This is a genomic window from Streptomyces sp. NPDC007983 (assembly GCF_042958345.1).
GTDB lineage: Bacteria > Actinomycetota > Actinomycetes > Streptomycetales > Streptomycetaceae > Streptomyces.
This window is the reverse complement of the sequence record NZ_JBIBJI010000038.1, coordinates 32011-49384: the sequence shown is the minus strand read 5'-3', so window position 1 is coordinate 49384 and position 17374 is coordinate 32011. Positions and strand designations below refer to the sequence as shown.

Sequence of the window (17374 nt, the reverse complement as noted above, 5' to 3'; positions counted from 1 at the left end):
GAGGCCCTGTCTTCATGCGCGTACAACGGGAAGATCACCCCGGCGGGAAACCTGTTCGACCCGCACGCTCCGTGATCGGTTGAGATACGGCTTCTCAGGGGCTGTTGAAGACGCCCCACAGCCATGCGTTGGTTCGCTACTGTCCCGATATGGGCTCTGCCCGCAGCGCTAAGTCGTTGCTGCGGAAAGAGGAAAGCCGGGCCCGACGGCAGGGGGAGTGGCGTGCTGAACGAGAAGGATGTCCTGGAAGCGGTACGGCGACGCGTCGAAGAGCGCGGTGAAGCCGCGAAGCTGGGACCGCCCGATGCTGTGCAGATCACTTGGCATTCCCTGCTGGAGGGCGAGGTCGTGCGGTCCATCGAGACCCGAACGGAGGAGAAGCAGCTGCGCTACGGCCACGTAGATCTGTCAGACCGACCGGAGTACGACACCCTCGCCCGCTACCGCGTCGCCCTGCCCAAGGACCTCACCAAGACGCAGTCGCTGACACTGGTACGGCGGGGCTCGGTGACCGAGAGATCCTGCGACTGCGGCAACGGGAAGACCCTTTGCCCACGCTGCCAGGGCCGAGGAGACTTGCCCTGCGAGGCGTTCACGACCTGCGCCGCCTGCCGAGACTCCGGCTCCTGCCTCCACTGCGAGGGCACCGGCCGCAGAATCAACCAAGACCCCCGTGACCATAAGCCAGGGGACGAACGCGTCACCTGCCGGCAGTGCGGAGCCGAGGACGCCGCCTGCCCCACCTGCAGCGGCCAGGGCCGCACCACCTGCTCGACATGCGAAGGCAGAGGCACACGGGGCTGCCCCGACTGCGATCGCACCGGAACCGTGACCCACGAAAGGTGCGAAGGCACCGGCAGAACCGTGACGTGGATCGAGGGCACCATCAGCAGGCAGCCCCTGATCGAGAAGATCAAGCACCCCAAGGCAGGCGTGCCCTACCTGGCCTGGGAAGGGGCGCGCGAGAGTGGCACCTGGCGCCGAACAGACCTGACACACAAAGACACACTTCCCACAGATCTGGCGAGCGGGTTCCGGAATCTCGTGCAACCTCACCTCGAACCCCGCAAAGGCGAGATCGCGCGGCGGGCCACCTTCCGATACTTGCGGTTGGCCCGCGCCGTGGTGCCTCAGCACCCGCACCGGGTCTACTACGTCTTCCCTACAGACACCTCGCCTCAGGTGTTCGTCCTGCCTTCCCGGCAGAGAACGTGGCAGATTGGCGCCGCGCTCCTGGGAGGCCTCGCGATGCTCTACCTTCTCCTGCTGCTCTTGCCGTAACGAGCCGCGTTTGGCGAGGGCGCCGACTGCAGTCGCAGAGCAAGGGCTCGGGCGATCCGACCGCGAACCGAGTCACCCGGCAAGCAGGTCGTCAGACGGTGGCGATCACCCCGACCCCGAGCACCGCGAGGTGTTGTGATCACCACCACGGGCGACGAAGTGCGTGATCATCCGCTCTCAGGCCTCGGCAGGGATGACACTGTCGTCTGGTTCTGCCGCGACGACGAGGATTCCGTGTTCTCCGCCCACCGGCAGCGACGCCCGTCGGACCAGCGCCTCCCAACCCTCAGGCCATACGGTGGCGGCGTCCCAGCGGATGCCTTCCAGCAGCACGCCATCCAGGTTCGCCTGGCGCAGGTCGGCTCCGACGAAGTCATTGCTGATCTTCTCCACCTCGGCAACGGCCCGGGACAGGGCCATCGCCCGCGTACTGGCTTGCTCGAGGTCGTCGCAGAGGTCCTGCGCGACTGCTTCGGCTCCAAGAAGGTACCCGGCGGCAGCGTCATCGATTGTCGTGAACAGAGGAGCGAATTCTTCGCCCATCACCTGCCGGGCCCGTTCCACATCGTTGAAGAGCTGCTCCGCGGGGCGGGCGAGACAGATCTCGACCGCTGTGAGGTAGTCAGTCCCGATCAGCTCCGCAGGGCGCCGACGAGGCGCAGGCAGCAAGAGCACCTCCGCGAACCGTGCGTCGAGCTGCTCGACCACCTCACGTGCCTTAGCGGCAGGCTGCTGCGACGCCTCCAGCATCTCGCTCAGCCTCTCGAGAAGCCGCAGCGTAGTCCGCAGGGCATCCACCAGATCCCTGGGCCAGTACGCACGGGCGATCCGCATTGCATCACGACGGTACTTCAGCCGCACCGGCGCGGGGCGGCTGGCCAGCGCGCCGCGATCGGCGGGCGGGACGGCGTCCTGGCCGCCCCTCTCCGTAGGGCCGGCATGTGTTGAGTGGCTCAGCCGAGCGGTAATGGCGCGCCCGGCGGTGCGGTGGGCAGCAGCCAGCAGCCGATCCAACGCCAGATCCGGGTCCCGCAGCTCGGGCACACCCCCTTGCGCCATGAGCCGGTCATGTACGGCGATGCCGACTTGCCCATACACGGAAGCCAGCAGCGCATCGAGCGGGTCGCTTGAATGCCCGTTCACCGCGTGCACGGACTGGTCGTCCCTCATCGTTCTCCTCCCGGCTCTTTAACGCCGTCGCCGCCGCACAGACCGAGACCTGCCTTCAACGCGGCTCGTGCCCTGGTGAGGTTCTGACGGACCGCAGCCTGCGTAGTGCCCATCGCACGCGCGCTCTCCTCGGTGGTGAAACCGTCCAGGTGCCAGGCCATGGCAGCCCGCTGCTTAGCCGGCAACTGCAGCAGCAAAGCGATGACCCGGCGCTCCTCCTCACCGATCTCCACCGCATGGGCGGGAGTGTGCCAGCGCACCACCCCGTATGGCTCGGGCGGTTCCGCACACGCATCCTCGGGCTTGACCTGCTGACGCAGCCAAGACCGCGTCGCCACCGTGCGCAGCCACGCCTTCGGATAGGCAATCGACAGACCAGGCGCACACATCTGGGTGAAGGCGTCCTGAGCAGCGTCCTGAGCCTCCGGCCACGACGCTCCTTGAAGCAGCAGGAAGCGCACCAGGGACGGGAACTGCCCATGATGCAACTCCTCCGCCAGCTCCCGCCCGGGAAGAGCGGCCGCGGCCGTCTCCAGCGGTTCGGCCACGGTCAGTTCAGCGTCGACGGCATCCTCCATCGCAGCCACCCCCGATCAGGGAAGACGGCGCAGCAGCCCAAACCAGGCGGCCCTGTCCCGACTCCTGCATCGCCCCCCTGGAGGCGGCAGAGCGGACCCGCTCGGTCAGCCCCGCATCGGCGATACGCGCCAGCTCCACCTGTTTCTCCATCCAGCCGTGAGCGACCTTCACCACACCGCTCACCAAGCTGACGAGAACGGACGCCCCCGCCCCGACCAACACCGGATCCACTGCGCTTGTCCCCTTTCCTCTCTCCAAGGCCGCGCCCGACGGCGGCCACCTGACATGCAACAGTGGTCGAGATCAGCAAAGTTGTGACATCGCACTGGTCAGAGAGGGGGTGGGCACCCCGATAGGGCTGATGAGGCATCCCCGGGCCAGCACTATCGGTCGGTGCGTCATGTGGGGCCGGGGCATCGGCCTCAGTGCTCCAGGGGGTCGGGCCACAACAGGCAGTCTTCCCCAAAGTCGTGTCCGTACAAGGCCACTTCGCTGCAAGAGGACGTGCCAGTCTCCCGAACGGGCGGGGAAGCGGCGGATTCCGCTGTGGAGGCCTCAAGTTCGGAGCGGTGGGGGAGTGGGGCCGGCTGATGCTCGGGTTCGGGGACAACGGCTGCGTACTCAGTAGCCGCTGCGCAGGCGCGGCATGTGTCGGCCAGCCGCCAGTGGCGGCTGCCGCGGTCACGCGCGAGGAGGAGAACGAGGCTGCCGTCGCAGCCCCGGTGACGGGGATGCCACTGGCAGGCGTGCTCGCCGCACTGGCAGGTCCGCAGATGAGGCTCGAGGGGCTCGTGGCGCGCGTGCTGTGCCAAGTGAGCCGTCACGGTCGCGCGGACCGGCGCAGGTCTTGCGTCGACTGGCGCCGGGCCGCAGTGCGGACACAGCAGAGACCACCCGCGCGTATGCGGACAGACCTCTACCGTCCAGGTGCGCCGTCCCGGGCGCGTGGTCGTGCTGGATCCCATCGGTCGTCATCCTCCGTGCGTGCTCCGTGCTGCCGGCTCTGCTCCTCATCCCGTGTTTGGGGTGGGGCGGACTGGCAGCGGCACACGGTAGTGAAGACGTCTGCCCTGAGGATTCAGCTGCGCAAATAGGGCAGAGGTCTACACTGGCAGGGCAGGGGTCTGCACCTTGCCATTGACGGGTGATGATCTTCCCGCCCGACGCCAACCTCGACGAGCTTCGCCTCGAGCTCTCCCGGCTACGGGCCGCGCGCGGATGGAGCTACGACGAACTCGCCGCCCGCAGCGGCTTGTCCCGCCGCACCCTCATCGAGATCGAGCAGGGCCGCACCATCGGCAGCCTCGCCACCTGGCACGCCCTCGCCCACGCACTGAGCTCCCCGATCGACCAGCTCCTGGGCACCCTCTGTGAGGGGCACGAGCCACCCGCCCCGCCGACTGCCTGACCTCACAGTTCTCCTGGGCAGGGCCCGCCAGGCCAGGCAAGCGCCGCCACCGGAACTGATGACGGCGCACGAACTGATGACCATCAAGGGAACGTGTGTACGGATCCTTGCGGCCAAGCGAGGGACACTAACGGCTTTGCTGCCGCCCCTGCGGCGTGTCGCCTGCCAGCTTCCCGCCCATGCACACCACGAACCCCCCAGCAACCGAAGACCGGGCATGGGACGGCAGTCCGAAACACCGCCGCCCACCACGCTTCCTACGCATCACCCCGGACAGCCCCACCCGCCTCGTGCGCACCGCCCAGCAAGACCGGTGCCCCGCATGCGGCAACCACATCGAGTGGTACGACCGCACAGGCGACCACAACCCCATCCCGCTCCACCCCCACGAACTCCCCACCACCGCCGTACCCCCATCCCAGCGCTGGCACATCAACTCCGGCCTCGCCCACCCCGCCGGCGACGGCTCACCCTGGTGCCGCGTACGCCACCGCGCCCTGTGCCCCGCCACCCCCGCACCGCCCGGCAACAGCCTGCTGGACAGCCTGCGCCGAAGCCTGGCCCTCAACACCCGGCGCCTGCACGACACCGGCCGCTTCACACCACCCCCACGCCCCGACCCTCCACCCACCAACCCCCCGACGCCGGATGCCCGACCGGTCGTGCAGCTCCTGTACCTGCGCTACCTCGCCCCCGGCCCACTCGAACGCATCCCCTGCGTAGCCCAGACCCGCAACCGCCACCGCTGCCCCCACCCCATCCTCGACCCCGACGCCCTCCCCGGCACCTGGACCCTCGCCCCACTCCACCCCGACCACAACCCCGGCCACCTCCCACTCCCCGAACTGTGGCTCGCCCTCTACGACCTGACCCACCTGCCCTACAGCGAACAACTGCGCTGGCGCGCCCAACGCTGCACCGCCCACGCCACCGCTCCGGACGCCGCCGACATCGCCCGCACCACCTGGGAACCCTTCAACCCCCGCATCCACCACCAGCACATCCGGCACCATCTGCCTGCCCCACCACACCCCACCCGGCGGAACCGCGGATGACCGACTCTGCTTCCCGCGTGCTGATCTGCGGCAGCCGCCGCTGGCCCTGGCCCGACACCATCACCACCCTCCTCGACCGCGCCGCCGACCGCCACGAAAACGACCTCGTCGTCATCGAAGGCGCCGGCACCGGCGCCGCGAGCGCCGCCCACCACTGGGCCACCGACCACGACCTGCCCGCCTGGCGCCACCGCTGCCACCCCCTCGCCCCAGCCCCCGGACGCCGCAACCACACCCGATGCTGGAGCGAAGCCGAACGCAACCAGCGCATACTCCACGACGAAGGCCCCCGCCTGGTCATCGCCTTCCACGAAAACTTCCACCCCGACCGCCCCGGCAGCACCACGGACATGTGCCGCCGCGCCCTCACCCTCGGCGTGCCCGTCTGGCTCGTGCCTACCGCCGACCCCGACAAAGGCCTGTGGCTGAACCTCAACCACTACACCAGCCAACACACACCCCCTCCCGAAGCCCGGCCCGACCAGCCCGAACCCACTACGCCCCCACCCGCGCCCCCGGAAACAACCTGACACGAACACATGCCCTGACCCGGCCGGCACCCCGCCACCGCGCAGACACCCTCGCGACGCAGGCATGAACTGTTTCCTGGCCACCGCTCTCACTCAGCTCCTGGCCACCGTGGCGGACCCACCCGGACCAACCAGGACCGCAGTCCTCAACCCCGACGACGCCTGCACCGCGTCCGCACCGGACGAGCCACTGTCCTGCCCCTCTCACCTCAAGAGAAGAAGCCTCCTGTGACCGTGCTGTCCGCCCCGCCGTCCCGCGCCCGCCTCGCCGGGATCGTCGATCACCTCGTCCACGTCACCTACGACCACCACACCGTGCTCCGCCTGACCGTTGTCGATGACACACACGATCCCCAAACCGTCACCGCAGTCGGCAAAGCACTGTTCGGCACCCAGCCGGGGGAGAGCCTTCGCTTGACCGGCACCTGGACCCGTCACGCTCGCTTCGGCCGCCAGTTCAAAGCCGAAATCTGCGAGCGTACCTGGCCGGCGACCAGGCGCGCGACCCGTCTCTACCTGGCCTCCGGAATGATCCACGGCATCGGCGAGACGCTGGCCACCGCAATCGTCGACCAGTTCGGCGACCAGACCCTTCACATCATCGACACCGAACCCCAGCGCCTCCTGGAAGTCCACGGCATCGGCTCCACTCGCCTGGAACGCATCACCAAGGCCTGGCAGACCCAGAAGGCCATCGCCGAAATCATGGTCTTCCTCCAGGGCCTGGGCATCTCCGCCCACCTGGCCGTGAAGATCTACCAGACCTACACCGGCACCGACCACAACCCCACCGACGTCGTCCGCCACACTCCCTACCAGCTCTGCCGCGACATCCACGGCATCGGCTTCGAGACCGCCGACCGCATCGCCCTCGCCGCTGGCATCCCCAAACACAGCGACCAACGCCTCCAAGCAGCCCTCCTCCACACCCTCAACCAGGCCCGCACCCGAGGCGACTGTCACCTACCCGAACGCATCCTCCTCGCCCGCACCCGCCACATCCTCACCGACGACGACCCTGCCACCGCCGACTTCCTCGAAGACCCGATCCTCCGCCACGCACTGGACGCCCTCCGCGCCGACGGCGAGGCCATCATCGAAACCCTGCCCACCCCCGTCCTCGAAGACGCCGACATCTTCCACACCGTCACCGCCGTCAGCCTCACCTCCATGCACCGCGCCGAGACCGGACTGGCCAAAGACATCCTGCGCCTGCACCACGCACCATCCACCCTGGCCAAGCACACCGACTGGCCCAACCTCCTGGCCCATGCCACCACCAAGGGACTGACCGAGGAACAGCAGCAGGCCGTTCTGACAACGCTCACTACACCGGTGTCGGTCCTCACCGGAGGACCAGGCTGCGGCAAAACCCACACCCTGCGCACCCTCGTCGCCGTCGCCGAACAAGCGGGCATCACCATCGCGCTGGCCGCCCCCACCGGCAAAGCCGCCAAGCGCATGGAAGAGACCACAGGACATCCGGCCATGACCGTTCACCGCCTGATCCACCACCCACCCAACCCGTCCGACCAGCCCGACGAACAGACAAGGCTGGACGCAGTCGACCTCATCGTCATCGACGAAGCCTCCATGCTCGACATCCAACTCGCCGCCCGCCTCACCGCAGCCATCCGCACCGGCTGCCACCTACTCCTGGTCGGCGACACCGACCAACTCCCCAGCGTCGGCCCCGGCCGCGTCCTACGCGACCTCCTCGCCGTCCCCAGCATCCCCCGCACCCAGCTCACCCACATCTTCCGCCAGGACGACCAAAGCGCAGCCATCATCGACAACGCCCACCGCATCCTCTGCGGCCTGCCACCCCAGCCCGCCGACCGCGTCTTCGGCTGCCGTCCCCTCGAAAACTCCGAGACCATCGCCGAGCACGTAACAGAACTCGTCGCCACCCACATCCCGCACCACTTCAACGCCGCACCCGAGGACATCCAAGTCCTGTGCCCCGCCCGACGCCACGCGACCGGCACACTCGCCCTCAACGCCCGCCTGCAGGCCCGCTTGAACCCACCCGCACCAGACAAGCCCCAGCACCACCACCAGGGATACATCTTCCGCCTCGGCGACCGCGTCCTGCAGATCCGCAACCAGCCTCACCGCGGGACCAACGGCGTCTTCAACGGATCCACCGGCACCATCACCGCTATCGACACCCAAACCCACCAGCTCACCGTCACACTGACCGACGGCGAGCCCGTTCCCTACCTGTTCACCGACCTCGACGAACTCCTCCACGCCTATGCCCTGACCGTCCACCGATCCCAAGGCAGCGAATACCCCTACGTCGTGATCCCGATAAGCACCTCCGCTGGCCAACTACTCCAACGCAACCTGCTCTACACAGCCGTCACCCGCGCCCGCCGCGGCGTCATGCTCATCGGCCAGTCCTCCGCCGTCTACCGAGCCCTCGCCAACACCCACACACGCCGCCGCTTCACTGCACTCGAACACCGCATCCGCCAACAAACCACAGCCACGCCCCGCTCCCACTCCATCCACACCATTGGTCAACTTGCCCTGAGCTAAGACGTCTCTTCGAAACTGGCTCTTGGACACGCTCGGCATCTGGCGCGAGCGCGTCCGCGTCGCAAGATCGACTGCGGCCGGTGGGCAGGTGCTGGTAGTAGTCGGGCCATGGCAGGAGATCTGTGGACGCCGGTGGTTTCGATGGTCGGTGTGGCTGTGGGAGGAGCGCTGACGTATCTGACCCAACGCACGACGCAGCGGGCGGCCGACCATGCTGAGGAACAAAGACGAGCTGCGGCCCTCGCGGAGGAGCGACGTGCCGAGCAGATCAGGACCGTACTGGAGTTCATCCACTTCGCCCTGGAGGCCGAGGGTGTGGCTCATGCACGGCCGCCTCAATGGGAAGTCGGTGATGAGTGGTACCGGACGGCCAGGCCAGCGATGGACGGCCTGCGCATAGCCGAGAACGGCGTCCAACTGCTATGCGCCCCGGACATTCATGCACCGGCGACCGCCTACGCTCGCGCCTTGAACCAGGCGGTCTGGCAGGAGGGTGACAGAACAAGTCTGGCCGAGCGCTTGGAGCCGTTCAAAGCAGAGTTCCTCGCCCTCGCACGCCGCAGCTTGAACTGACACCGCAGGTCACAGCCACTCCACTGGGCACGTCAACAGTGGTCTGCCAAATACCCGCGATGACCTCGTCGAAGATGAGATGGCCGCCCGCTCCTCCTGGACTCCACCGGCAGGTTCGATGCGGGCGTTTGGGCGTCACACGTCGACACCGTGACCGTTCCAGAACTCGACACCGCACTGCTTCTCCGGCCCGACTGCTACGTCGCCTGGCAAGGCACCACGAACGATGGCCTTCACGAAGCGCTGGGGCCTGGTTCAGGGCGGCCTGAACCAGGCCCCAGCGGGCGCGCAACTCGGCGAACCCGAATGGGCAGACCTCCTCACACCCGCCGACCGGCGCGGCCTGACCCCACTGTTCTGGTCCCACGTCTGCCCGTACGGGGAGGCGAACCTCGACATGGGCGCCCGCCTGAAGCTCGCCGCGGCCACCGTGCCTGACACCCGGGCACCGATCAACGGTGTTGGCCCGGATGCGGCAGGAAGACGGTGACTGAACCGGCGCAGGCTGTCGCTACTGGAAAGCCATGCCGTCGAGGATCCTTTGGAGGACGTGGTCACTGCTGGCTGAGTCGGGGGCGGGGGCATGTTCCGTGACTCCGATGCCTGCCAAGGTGAAGCGTTCGGTCAGTGCGTGTAGGGCGGCCTGCAGCTGGTCGGGGTGCAGACCGCCGGGTTCCGGGCAGGACAAGCTGGTGAAGTGCTCGGGGTCCAGCACGTCCAGGTCCAGGTGGATGTAGACGTGCGTGGCCCCTGTACCTGCCACCGCAGAAACCAGTTGGACCGGTTCCCGAAGAGCCTGAACGGACAGGACTCGGATTCCTTCGGACTCGATGAAGTCCACCTCGGCGCGATCGAGGGCACGAGCACCCGCGAGCACGATCTGCCGGGTGGAAAGGCGCTCCTCCGGTCCGGGCAACAGTTGTGACGGCCCCTGGCCGAGCAGGGTGCGCAGCACCATTCCGTGGAAGCCCCCTGAGGGAGATGTATCGGGGGTATTGAGATCCGCGTGGGCGTCGAACCAGACGACTGCCAGGCTGTCGCCATGGCGAGCGACGGCACGAGCGACAGGCGCGAGCTCGATACCGCAGTCGCCCCCCACAGCGAGCAGCGTGTCATCGCCGCTACGTCCCAGCGCGTCCCTGGTTGCTTCCAGCGAGCGTGTCAGCACATCGAGGTTGCGTACGCCGTCCTGGTCCTGTCCGGGACGGGGGTCGATTTCGACGACAGTGCGTCGCGCTGCGGGGAGCAGCACGCTCAGCCGGTGCGCCCCCTCAGCCAGCCGTTGAGGATTGCGTGCAGCCGACCCTTGCCACTGAGGAACCACGAGAACGGTATGGGATCCGTTGCTGCGGTCGAGCCCGCTCATGTCGTGTAGTCCGCGTTGATGCGAATGTAGCCGGCGGACAGGTCGCAGCCGTAGACCGTGGCTTCGGCTTCCCCGAGGCCGAGCGTGATGCCGATGTCGACCTCATCCTGGCGCATGATGCCGACGAGTTTGTCCAGGGTGTCGGCCTCGGGCTCCTCGGGGTACACCTCGATGTCGCCGAATCTCACGGTGACGTTGCCCGGCGCGATGTCCATGTCGTCGGTGTTCTTGCCGACGGCCATCAGTACTCGACCCCAGTTGGGGTCGGCGCCGTGGACCGCGGTCTTGACCAGAGGGGAGTTCACCACGCTCTTGGCAATGCGTTTGGCCCGTCTGTAGTCGCCGGCCTGGCCGACTGTGACGCGCAGGAGCTTGGTGGCGCCTTCGCCGTCACTGGCCAACTGCCGGGTGAGATCCAGGCATAGGTCTGCCAGGGCTGCGGAGAACTGCGCCGGATCGACTGGTCCTGCAGCACCGTTTGCGATGACCGCCACAGTGTCAGAGGTGGAGGTGTCGGTGTCGACGCTCAGGCAGTTGAACGTTCGATTTACCGCCCCGCGCAATGCGCTGTCCAGGTCGGCCGGGGACATACCCGCGTCGGTGAACACGTAGGCCAGCATCGTCGCCATATTGGGTTCCAGCATGCCAACCCCCTTGGCGACGCCCACGATGCAGGCCTGCCCGACGGTCCGTACGGCGGTCTTCGGGCGGGTGTCGGTGGTCATCATCGCGCGTGCCACATCCAGCGATCCGGCCACGAACGCCGCCAGGCCGCGCTTGGCGGTCTCGTCGAAGTGCGTACGGATGGTGCCCATCGGCAGTGGGCGTCCGATGATGCCGGTGGAGCCGATGAGTACCTCGTCCTCCGGGATGCCCAGAATCCCGGCGACGCGGCGGAGGACCTCGGCGGCGTTCTCCTCGCCCTGACGCCCGGTGGCGACGTTCGCGTTCTGCGGCAGCGTCGTCACGGCACGCAGGTTCTGCCCCGCGGCATGTGCACGACTGAGGACTACGGCCGGACCCGCGAAGAGACTCTGGGTGAACATCGCGGTGCTGGTGGCCGGCCGGTCCGACGCGACGATGGAGATGTCGTCACCGTGCTCGCGGAGTCCACCGTGCCCCGTGTAGGCACGGAAGCCCATCGGCCACGCCACGGGGCCAGAACCTCGACTCAATGCATGATCATGCGTCATGCGGCATATATTTGCATCTTGATGGTGGGCTGTCCATCCACTTTCGAGTGCCACCCCGGGACCCACTCCACCCGATTCCTGAACAAGATCAGAAGGTGGCGGTCGGCGGGCGGACCGGCGCCGGATCATGCACGAGAAACGGTGTCCAAAAGTCGGCATCCCGCTCGCCGCTCGCGGCCCTCATCCTCAGCGCCGGGATCTGCTGGGTCCGCACCGAAGATCAGACCTTGTGGTTGGCACCCGAACGGAAAGGCTGGGGCATCGGCTACGGCTACTCGGGCAAAGGCTGCCTCACACTCGCCCGCCTCGTCGATGTTCTCCTCGACGACATAATCCGCCCCCGCGGTACGCCCCCACGACCCTGCGGCACCGCGTGCCCTGTTCGTCCCTGACCGCCGAGGGGGCACCGGCGGCTCCGCCAGTTGGGGGTTCGGACACAGCTTACGGGGGCTCACTACTGGAGGGTCGGCTGGCCCGGGGCTGGTCCGGGCCCAGTTGGAGGCGCGTCGGCGGCCGTGTCGGGAGCTGGCACTCGTCGGAGGGGTTGGGTGGCTCGGCGGCGGTTCGCTCCGCAGCCGAGCGGGCGCGCTCGCGGCTGTCGCCTGGCGACAGCTCCGGCTCGTCGGGGCGGGGGCCGGTTTCAGGGGGTATCGGTGCTGCTCCTCGTGTGCGCACGCCGTCCGCGTCTGTCACTCCTCGGTAATTCCTCTGGCCTCCGTGAGCACTGCGGCAGGGCCTGGGCCGCTAGGCGGAACACGTCCCCGCACGTGGGGGATGGCGCCGGTGAGCGTTCGGCGAGGACGATCAGCGTATGGCGCAGTTCCCTGCTCAGCTGGAAGAGCCAGCGGCTGGACTGCTCACCCTTGTAGGCGTACAGGCGGAAGAGGCCGACGGTCTGTCCGTCACGGCTTCAGCGAAGGTTTCCGGGGGCCCCGCGAGCAGGTCGATGTCGCGCTTGCCGGTCGCCGCGTCGGCCACGGCGCTGAGGGGCAGAGCATCGAACTCTGCGGCGGACATGGAAGCTTCCGCCGCGACGGCGTGGGCAGCCAGAGCCGCGAAGACCTCGATCAGCTGCTCGCCTTCGACTGTGTCGATGCCCCAGGTCCGCAGGTTCTCGTGACGTCGATCCTGCCGCCATGGCTCCTGGTCCACCAGCGGCAGCAGAACACGGCCAAAGCGCGCGCAGCGGGTCCAAAGCATGTCGCCCGAGATGGAGGCGCCAGCCGAGCCGAAGGGGCGCGTCGTCGACTTCATGTCCGCGCTCCAGGACAGCGTGCGGGCAGCCAAGGAGAGCCGCGGCGAAGCAGAGGTGCACCAGATGCGCCCCAAGAAGAAGGCTGACGCCAAGAAGACCGCGAGCAAGAAGCTCGGCGGAAAGAAGACCCCGGCGAAGAAGGCGACACGGAAGCGGCCAGCGTCCTGAGCGCCGCGATCGGCTGCGTCACTCGCCGGAGGACGGGGACACGAGGCGGTCCCGAGGGGGCTCCCGAAGGAGTACCGTCATGATCAAGAAGCTGCACGATATGGGCCTGCGCAGAGAGCACGCCTACACCGCCGCTGTCGCCTCCATCGGCCTGTCCGTATGCACCTGGACCGCATCCCTGCGGGCCGAACCCGGCAAGAGTCTCGACCGCGCCGACCGGTGGGGGCATCTTCATCGGCGAATGGGCACCCACCTTCTTCGGTCTCGGCCTCGCCCTCTCCCACTACGAGCAGTCCGAAGGCACACCCCTCGAAAAGCTGGCTGGCAATGTCAAGCAACTGCGGGAGAAGGCGAGCCGAGGAACTGCGGCAGGATGAGCCCCCGGCAGCGCGGCGCCCCGCCTCGGAAAGAGACGGGACGCTGCATCGCACAGCTCAGCACATCTTGTAGTCGTAGCGGGTCGAGTTGTACGAGCAGGAGTCCCTGAACGTGCCGGATGCCGTCCGGAGCGTGGCGGTGTCCTTGCCGTTGTTCCACACGTAGGCCCCGCGGCCCCAGTAGACGTGGCCCGCGCTCTGGCTGCCGCGGCCGGTGTGGACCTTCACCGTCTTCCCCGCGTTGATCCGGTACGAGGGGAAGGTGTACTTGTAGCCGGTGGCGTCGCGGAGCGTGTAGCCCTTGAGCTGCACGGCGCTGCTGGTGCTGTTCTTGATCTGCACGTATTCGCCGTTGAGGCTCGTGTTGGAGCGGGTGTCCGAGCCGGGCGAGTCGTAGTAGACCTTGTACAGGTGGATCGAGCCGGCGGCCTGAGCCTGGGTGGGCAGCAGAGCGACGCTGACGGAAGCCGCCGCGGCAACAGCGGCAGCGAGTATGCGGGTACGAAGCAAGGTTCGTCCTCGTGATCAGGCCGGGCACCCCCCATGGTCCCGGCGAGGATGATCACACTACGGGTACAGCGACATCAACGGGGCGTCGTTACCGATCCGGGACAGGCAGTGCGAGCCGTTCGAAAATGGCAGACAGAAATCGGCCCTCCGTGGGAGACCGGGAGGGCCGTTCCGAATCCTCGCCCTGTCGCAGCTCAGAGACGAGACAACGCTCTTCCAGGAGGTGTCAGCCGTTGACCGGCTCCAGGCCGCACTTCACTTGGATAATACCGGGCGGAACGGCCTTGCCAGCCGTATCGAAGCGAGCTGTGGCCAAGCCCCAGTCGCTGTGGCAACGCTCCAAGTGCACGGGGCCACCGTTCCGGTGGGACGGCGGTTCCGTAGTGGCGGCCGACCTAAAGCCGGCTCTCTGAATGAGGGTGGAAAGGGCTCACTGGATCAGCTCGACGTGCGGATGATCTGGGGATGCCGGGCAGACGTGGAGTTGCAGATCATAGCCTCGGGCGAGGTCGATCAAGGTGTAATTTGCCGGGGGAGTACCGGGGGGAAGCGCGGCGCGGGCTTGGTCTCCGTCGGGGGCCCAGTCTTCGGTGGCGGCGTTCCATTCGGTTGTGGCGATGGTCAGCAGCGGGTCCATCTCGGTGCCGCATGCGGGGCAGATCCGGGGCATGGGATCGGTGAGGCCCCAACGGGTCCAGCCACCGACCTTCCAGCCGGGAGCGATGGACAGCTTGTCCATGTAGAACTCTTCCGGGGCGACGGCGTAGGAGCTGTCCACCGCGGCTCCGGCTGCCTGCCACCTGCTCCAATCACCCAGCTGCTGCTGCAGTTCCTTGCTCAACTCCAGAAAGTTGGGGTACTCGGTGACCTCCTCCGGCGCGAGCAGGCACGGTTCCGGCACGTAGCCAGGGAACTGGACCGCGGGCGGCTCGGGAGGCGTGTCGAGGACGTCGGTGACCACGGCGGCGGACCGCCAGAACAGGGCGGTCCTGGGGTGGGATGGGTGGTCGAAGGGGCACCACAGTACCTGGAGTAGATCGGCCTCGGTCTGTCCGGGCGGGCGCAGCAGGGGGATGTCACGCACGTACAACTGGGCCACGGGCAGCATCGCGATCGGGCCCTCGGGCCACGGGCGGCCGGCATTGATCCGCTCGTTGATCACCTGCTCCTCGGGCGTGTACCGGGACACGTGGGGTACGCTGCGCGGTCGGCTCGCCACGGCTGCCTGGAGGTGCCGCTGCCACCGCACGTCTTCCGGTGAGAGGGCCGCGTTCACCTGGTCCCACACGTGCGGGCCGTCGCAGTGCGGCCACGGCTCGTCGGCGGGCCACAGCAGCGGCCCGCCGACCGAACTGTCGTGCCGCGACGGAGATCCGGAGCGGGGATGCAACCGGGTCGCCGTGCGTGCCATGGGGGCCAGTTGAGGAAAGAGCGTGGTGACGTCGAACGGCCGCGGCGGGGTGGTACGACTCATGCTGGCTCCCGATGGCGCGAATCAGTTGGGATCAGTTCCCAAGGTTGAGCAGCCCAGTATTGCCCTGGGTGTTCGTGATGTAGATGTCGGGGAACAGCGGCTGCGACGTTCCGTCCGCCCGCTCGACTGTAGCGCTCATCGTGACCCCCTCGGGAATCGTGCTGGTGCCGTCCCGGTAATCGGGCGTGACCCGGTAGAGGATCGCGTCATTCGGCCCGAAGTTGTCATCCTTCACCGCCTTTTGAGCCTCGAACTCGTAGGTCCGCATGCTGGGCGTGCCGGTGTTCATCCCCACCTGCCAGCAGGGGACGAGATTGTCCTGTCCGCCGTCCCGTGTCCGTCCCTTTCCGCCGAGGATGTTGGCGATCAGGTGACACCGGGCGAGCCCGGTTCCGGGCGAGTTGAGGCGGGCGAACTCCTGGGCGTCCTGCCAGCCGGTGATGTCCCCCGAGGCCTCGGTGCCCTTGCCGAGGGTCTTCCCCAGGCAAGCCTGAGCCACGGCCGCCCGAGTACCGGCCGGGCCGGGCGGGTTGGTGGTCTTGTTGCGGTGCGCGACCGGTTCGGTGGTGTTCCTGATCCACCCGTCGCCGGAAGGGAGCGACCCGGCCGGCGCGCTCTCCAGGCAGGCGGCCCGCGGCTCGGGGGTCGAGCTGGTGATCTCCACCTTGAACTGCTCGGCCTCCACCACTCGCTGGTTCGCGAAGCCTTCGGAGAGCTGCGTCTCGGCGGACTGGTTGTCTGCAAGAGGGGCGTGAACGCGTGCGCAGGGTCTACTGGAATCTGTGCCGCCCCCCAGCTCGTAGATGTCCCACCCTCCGCTGCTGTAATTGGGGATGATCTCGGCGCACCGAGCGCCGTCGGTTCCTCCTTCGTGGGTGGCCGCGAAGGGGAATTCGCCACAGCTGTCGGTAGCAACGAACTCCGTCATGGCCTGGAAAGGTTTGGAACCCCCGCAGGTGCGACTGGTGCGGTCGGCTATGCCGCTCTTCGCCCGGGTCAGCGGCTTCTTGCGTCCCCAGCCGTCGGCGAGGTTGCTCTGGGCCCACAGGTAGCCGGCCGCTGCGGCGCCCGAGCCCGACGCGTTCGGCAGCGCGCTCATCTTGACGACCGGCATGACGCTGGGCACGACGCAGCCGGGGCCGGGCGTGCTGGTGGAACTGGTGGTGTCCCGGACGTCGTCGTCGCAGCGGATCTCCTCCGGGTTGCTCCAGGAGGCGTTCGGGTCTGTGATCTGGGCGCCGGGAGAGGTCACGTACAGCTTGTACGACGTCGTGAAGTCGACCTTCGTGCCAGCGGCTGGGGTGGAGGAGTAGGACACGCTGCCGCTGGCGGACTGGCCCTTGACCAGTTCGCCTCCGTACCACGGGGCGGTCTTGGTGGCCTTGCAGCCGGCCGAGCATTCGGACCTGAACTTCGCGGTCAGGGATGTGACGGCCCCGGTCGCACCGGTCATGGCCACCGTGACGTGCTCGTTCCACGTCGTGCGCTTGGCGGGCAGGAGGGCACTGGTCGCGACGTCCAGCGTGCCGGTGCCGATCTCCTTGCCATTGCCGTCCTTGAGCGTGTACCGCACGGTCAGGCCGCTCACGCAGTAGCCGAAGCGGCTGTAGTTCCATGTCCCGGGGGTCGTGATCGTGCAGTTGGCCGAGTCGTCGTCGGTCGAGGCCGTCGGCTGCGCGGCGGCGCGAGACTGCCGCCCGGCGGGCGGCACCGGCGTGGTGCTCGTGGTGACGCAGGCTTCTACGGCACCCGCCCTGCGCTCGCGGGAGCCGGCGCGCGTGGGCTCGCAGTCCTCCCCGGGGGGCGCCGTGACGGGCCGGGTCTTAGCGGGGGTGGGAACGTCGGCCAGATTTGCCAGGTCGAGTCTGCCCACCTGGCGGGGGGTTGCCTC

Annotated in this window: 16 protein-coding genes and 1 pseudogene; 9 read left to right on the top strand and 8 right to left on the bottom strand. The window is 67.8% G+C overall.

The features are described 5' to 3' along the window. The first annotated feature begins 222 nt into the window (after positions 1–222). A complete protein-coding gene (locus ACFZCY_RS44090) occupies positions 223–1281 on the top strand; it encodes a hypothetical protein (RefSeq protein ID WP_391187252.1) in 1059 nt (352 codons plus the stop codon). Positions 1282–1458: 177 nt separating this feature from the next. Here the strand turns inward: ACFZCY_RS44090 and ACFZCY_RS44085 are convergent, their stop codons facing one another. Both ACFZCY_RS44085 and ACFZCY_RS44080 read right to left on the bottom strand, forming a co-directional pair. Then, a complete protein-coding gene (locus ACFZCY_RS44085; RefSeq protein ID WP_391187249.1) occupies positions 1459–2451 on the bottom strand; it encodes a hypothetical protein in 993 nt (330 codons plus the stop codon). After that, positions 2448–3029, bottom strand: a complete 582-nt coding sequence (locus tag ACFZCY_RS44080; RefSeq protein ID WP_391187247.1) for a sigma factor-like helix-turn-helix DNA-binding protein — start codon at positions 3027–3029, stop codon at positions 2448–2450. The genes ACFZCY_RS44085 and ACFZCY_RS44080 overlap by 4 nt, the downstream gene beginning before the upstream one ends. A gap of 1145 nt (positions 3030–4174) precedes the next feature. Between ACFZCY_RS44080 and ACFZCY_RS44075 the strand changes: the two genes are divergently transcribed. From ACFZCY_RS44075 to ACFZCY_RS44045, 7 genes and pseudogenes are all read left to right on the top strand, one after another. Further along, a complete protein-coding gene (locus ACFZCY_RS44075; RefSeq protein ID WP_391187245.1) occupies positions 4175–4438 on the top strand; it encodes a helix-turn-helix domain-containing protein in 264 nt (87 codons plus the stop codon). A 179-nt stretch (positions 4439–4617) separates the two neighbouring features. Then, a complete protein-coding gene (locus ACFZCY_RS44070; protein ID WP_391187243.1) occupies positions 4618–5493 on the top strand; it encodes a DUF6083 domain-containing protein in 876 nt (291 codons plus the stop codon). Further along, positions 5490–6023 (top strand): SLOG family protein, encoded by a 534-nt coding sequence (locus tag ACFZCY_RS44065; protein ID WP_391187240.1) that lies wholly within the window; start codon positions 5490–5492, stop codon positions 6021–6023. Before ACFZCY_RS44070 ends, ACFZCY_RS44065 begins: the two co-directional genes overlap by 4 nt. A gap of 228 nt (positions 6024–6251) precedes the next feature. Beyond that, positions 6252–8567 (top strand): ATP-dependent RecD-like DNA helicase, encoded by a 2316-nt coding sequence (locus ACFZCY_RS44060; protein ID WP_391187238.1) that lies wholly within the window; start codon positions 6252–6254, stop codon positions 8565–8567. 108 nt (positions 8568–8675) lie between these two features. Further along, positions 8676–9140, top strand: coding sequence for a hypothetical protein (locus ACFZCY_RS44055; RefSeq protein ID WP_391187236.1), 465 nt, complete (start codon positions 8676–8678; stop codon positions 9138–9140). A 96-nt stretch (positions 9141–9236) separates the two neighbouring features. Next, positions 9237–9347: pseudogene (locus ACFZCY_RS44050) on the top strand (hypothetical protein); the annotation flags it as partial. Between the two features lie 19 nt (positions 9348–9366). Then, a complete protein-coding gene (locus ACFZCY_RS44045; protein ID WP_391187234.1) occupies positions 9367–9630 on the top strand; it encodes a hypothetical protein in 264 nt (87 codons plus the stop codon). A 21-nt stretch (positions 9631–9651) separates the two neighbouring features. Here ACFZCY_RS44045 and ACFZCY_RS44040 read toward each other — a convergent pair whose 3' ends face one another. The 3 genes from ACFZCY_RS44040 to ACFZCY_RS44030 form a co-directional block, all read right to left on the bottom strand. Further along, positions 9652–10506 (bottom strand): arginase family protein, encoded by an 855-nt coding sequence (locus ACFZCY_RS44040; protein WP_391187232.1) that lies wholly within the window; start codon positions 10504–10506, stop codon positions 9652–9654. Further along, positions 10503–11699: a bifunctional glutamate N-acetyltransferase/amino-acid acetyltransferase ArgJ gene (gene argJ / locus ACFZCY_RS44035; RefSeq protein WP_391187230.1), complete on the bottom strand. Its 1197-nt coding sequence runs from the start codon at positions 11697–11699 to the stop codon at positions 10503–10505. The genes ACFZCY_RS44040 and argJ overlap by 4 nt, the downstream gene beginning before the upstream one ends. Before the next feature lie 828 nt (positions 11700–12527). After that, complete coding sequence (locus ACFZCY_RS44030) at positions 12528–12953, bottom strand: hypothetical protein (protein ID WP_391187228.1); 426 nt, start codon at positions 12951–12953, stop codon at positions 12528–12530. On the opposite strand from ACFZCY_RS44030, the gene ACFZCY_RS44025 reads away from it, so the two are divergent. Beyond that, positions 12952–13122 carry a hypothetical protein gene (locus ACFZCY_RS44025; protein ID WP_391187226.1) on the top strand — a complete coding sequence of 57 codons (171 nt, stop codon included), beginning with the start codon at positions 12952–12954 and terminating at the stop codon, positions 13120–13122. The genes ACFZCY_RS44030 and ACFZCY_RS44025 overlap by 2 nt on opposite strands. Positions 13123–13556: 434 nt before the next feature. On the opposite strand, the gene ACFZCY_RS44020 is transcribed toward ACFZCY_RS44025, so the two are convergent. The 3 genes from ACFZCY_RS44020 to ACFZCY_RS44010 all read right to left on the bottom strand — a co-directional run bounded on the left by ACFZCY_RS44020 (position 13557) and on the right by ACFZCY_RS44010 (position 17356). After that, positions 13557–14009: a lamin tail domain-containing protein gene (locus ACFZCY_RS44020; protein ID WP_391187224.1), complete on the bottom strand. Its 453-nt coding sequence runs from the start codon at positions 14007–14009 to the stop codon at positions 13557–13559. 430 nt (positions 14010–14439) lie between these two features. Further along, complete coding sequence (locus ACFZCY_RS44015; RefSeq protein WP_391187222.1) at positions 14440–15483, bottom strand: hypothetical protein; 1044 nt, start codon at positions 15481–15483, stop codon at positions 14440–14442. 31 nt (positions 15484–15514) lie between these two features. After that, positions 15515–17356: a DNA/RNA non-specific endonuclease gene (locus ACFZCY_RS44010; protein WP_391187220.1), complete on the bottom strand. Its 1842-nt coding sequence runs from the start codon at positions 17354–17356 to the stop codon at positions 15515–15517. Between the last annotated feature and the right edge of the window lie 18 nt (positions 17357–17374).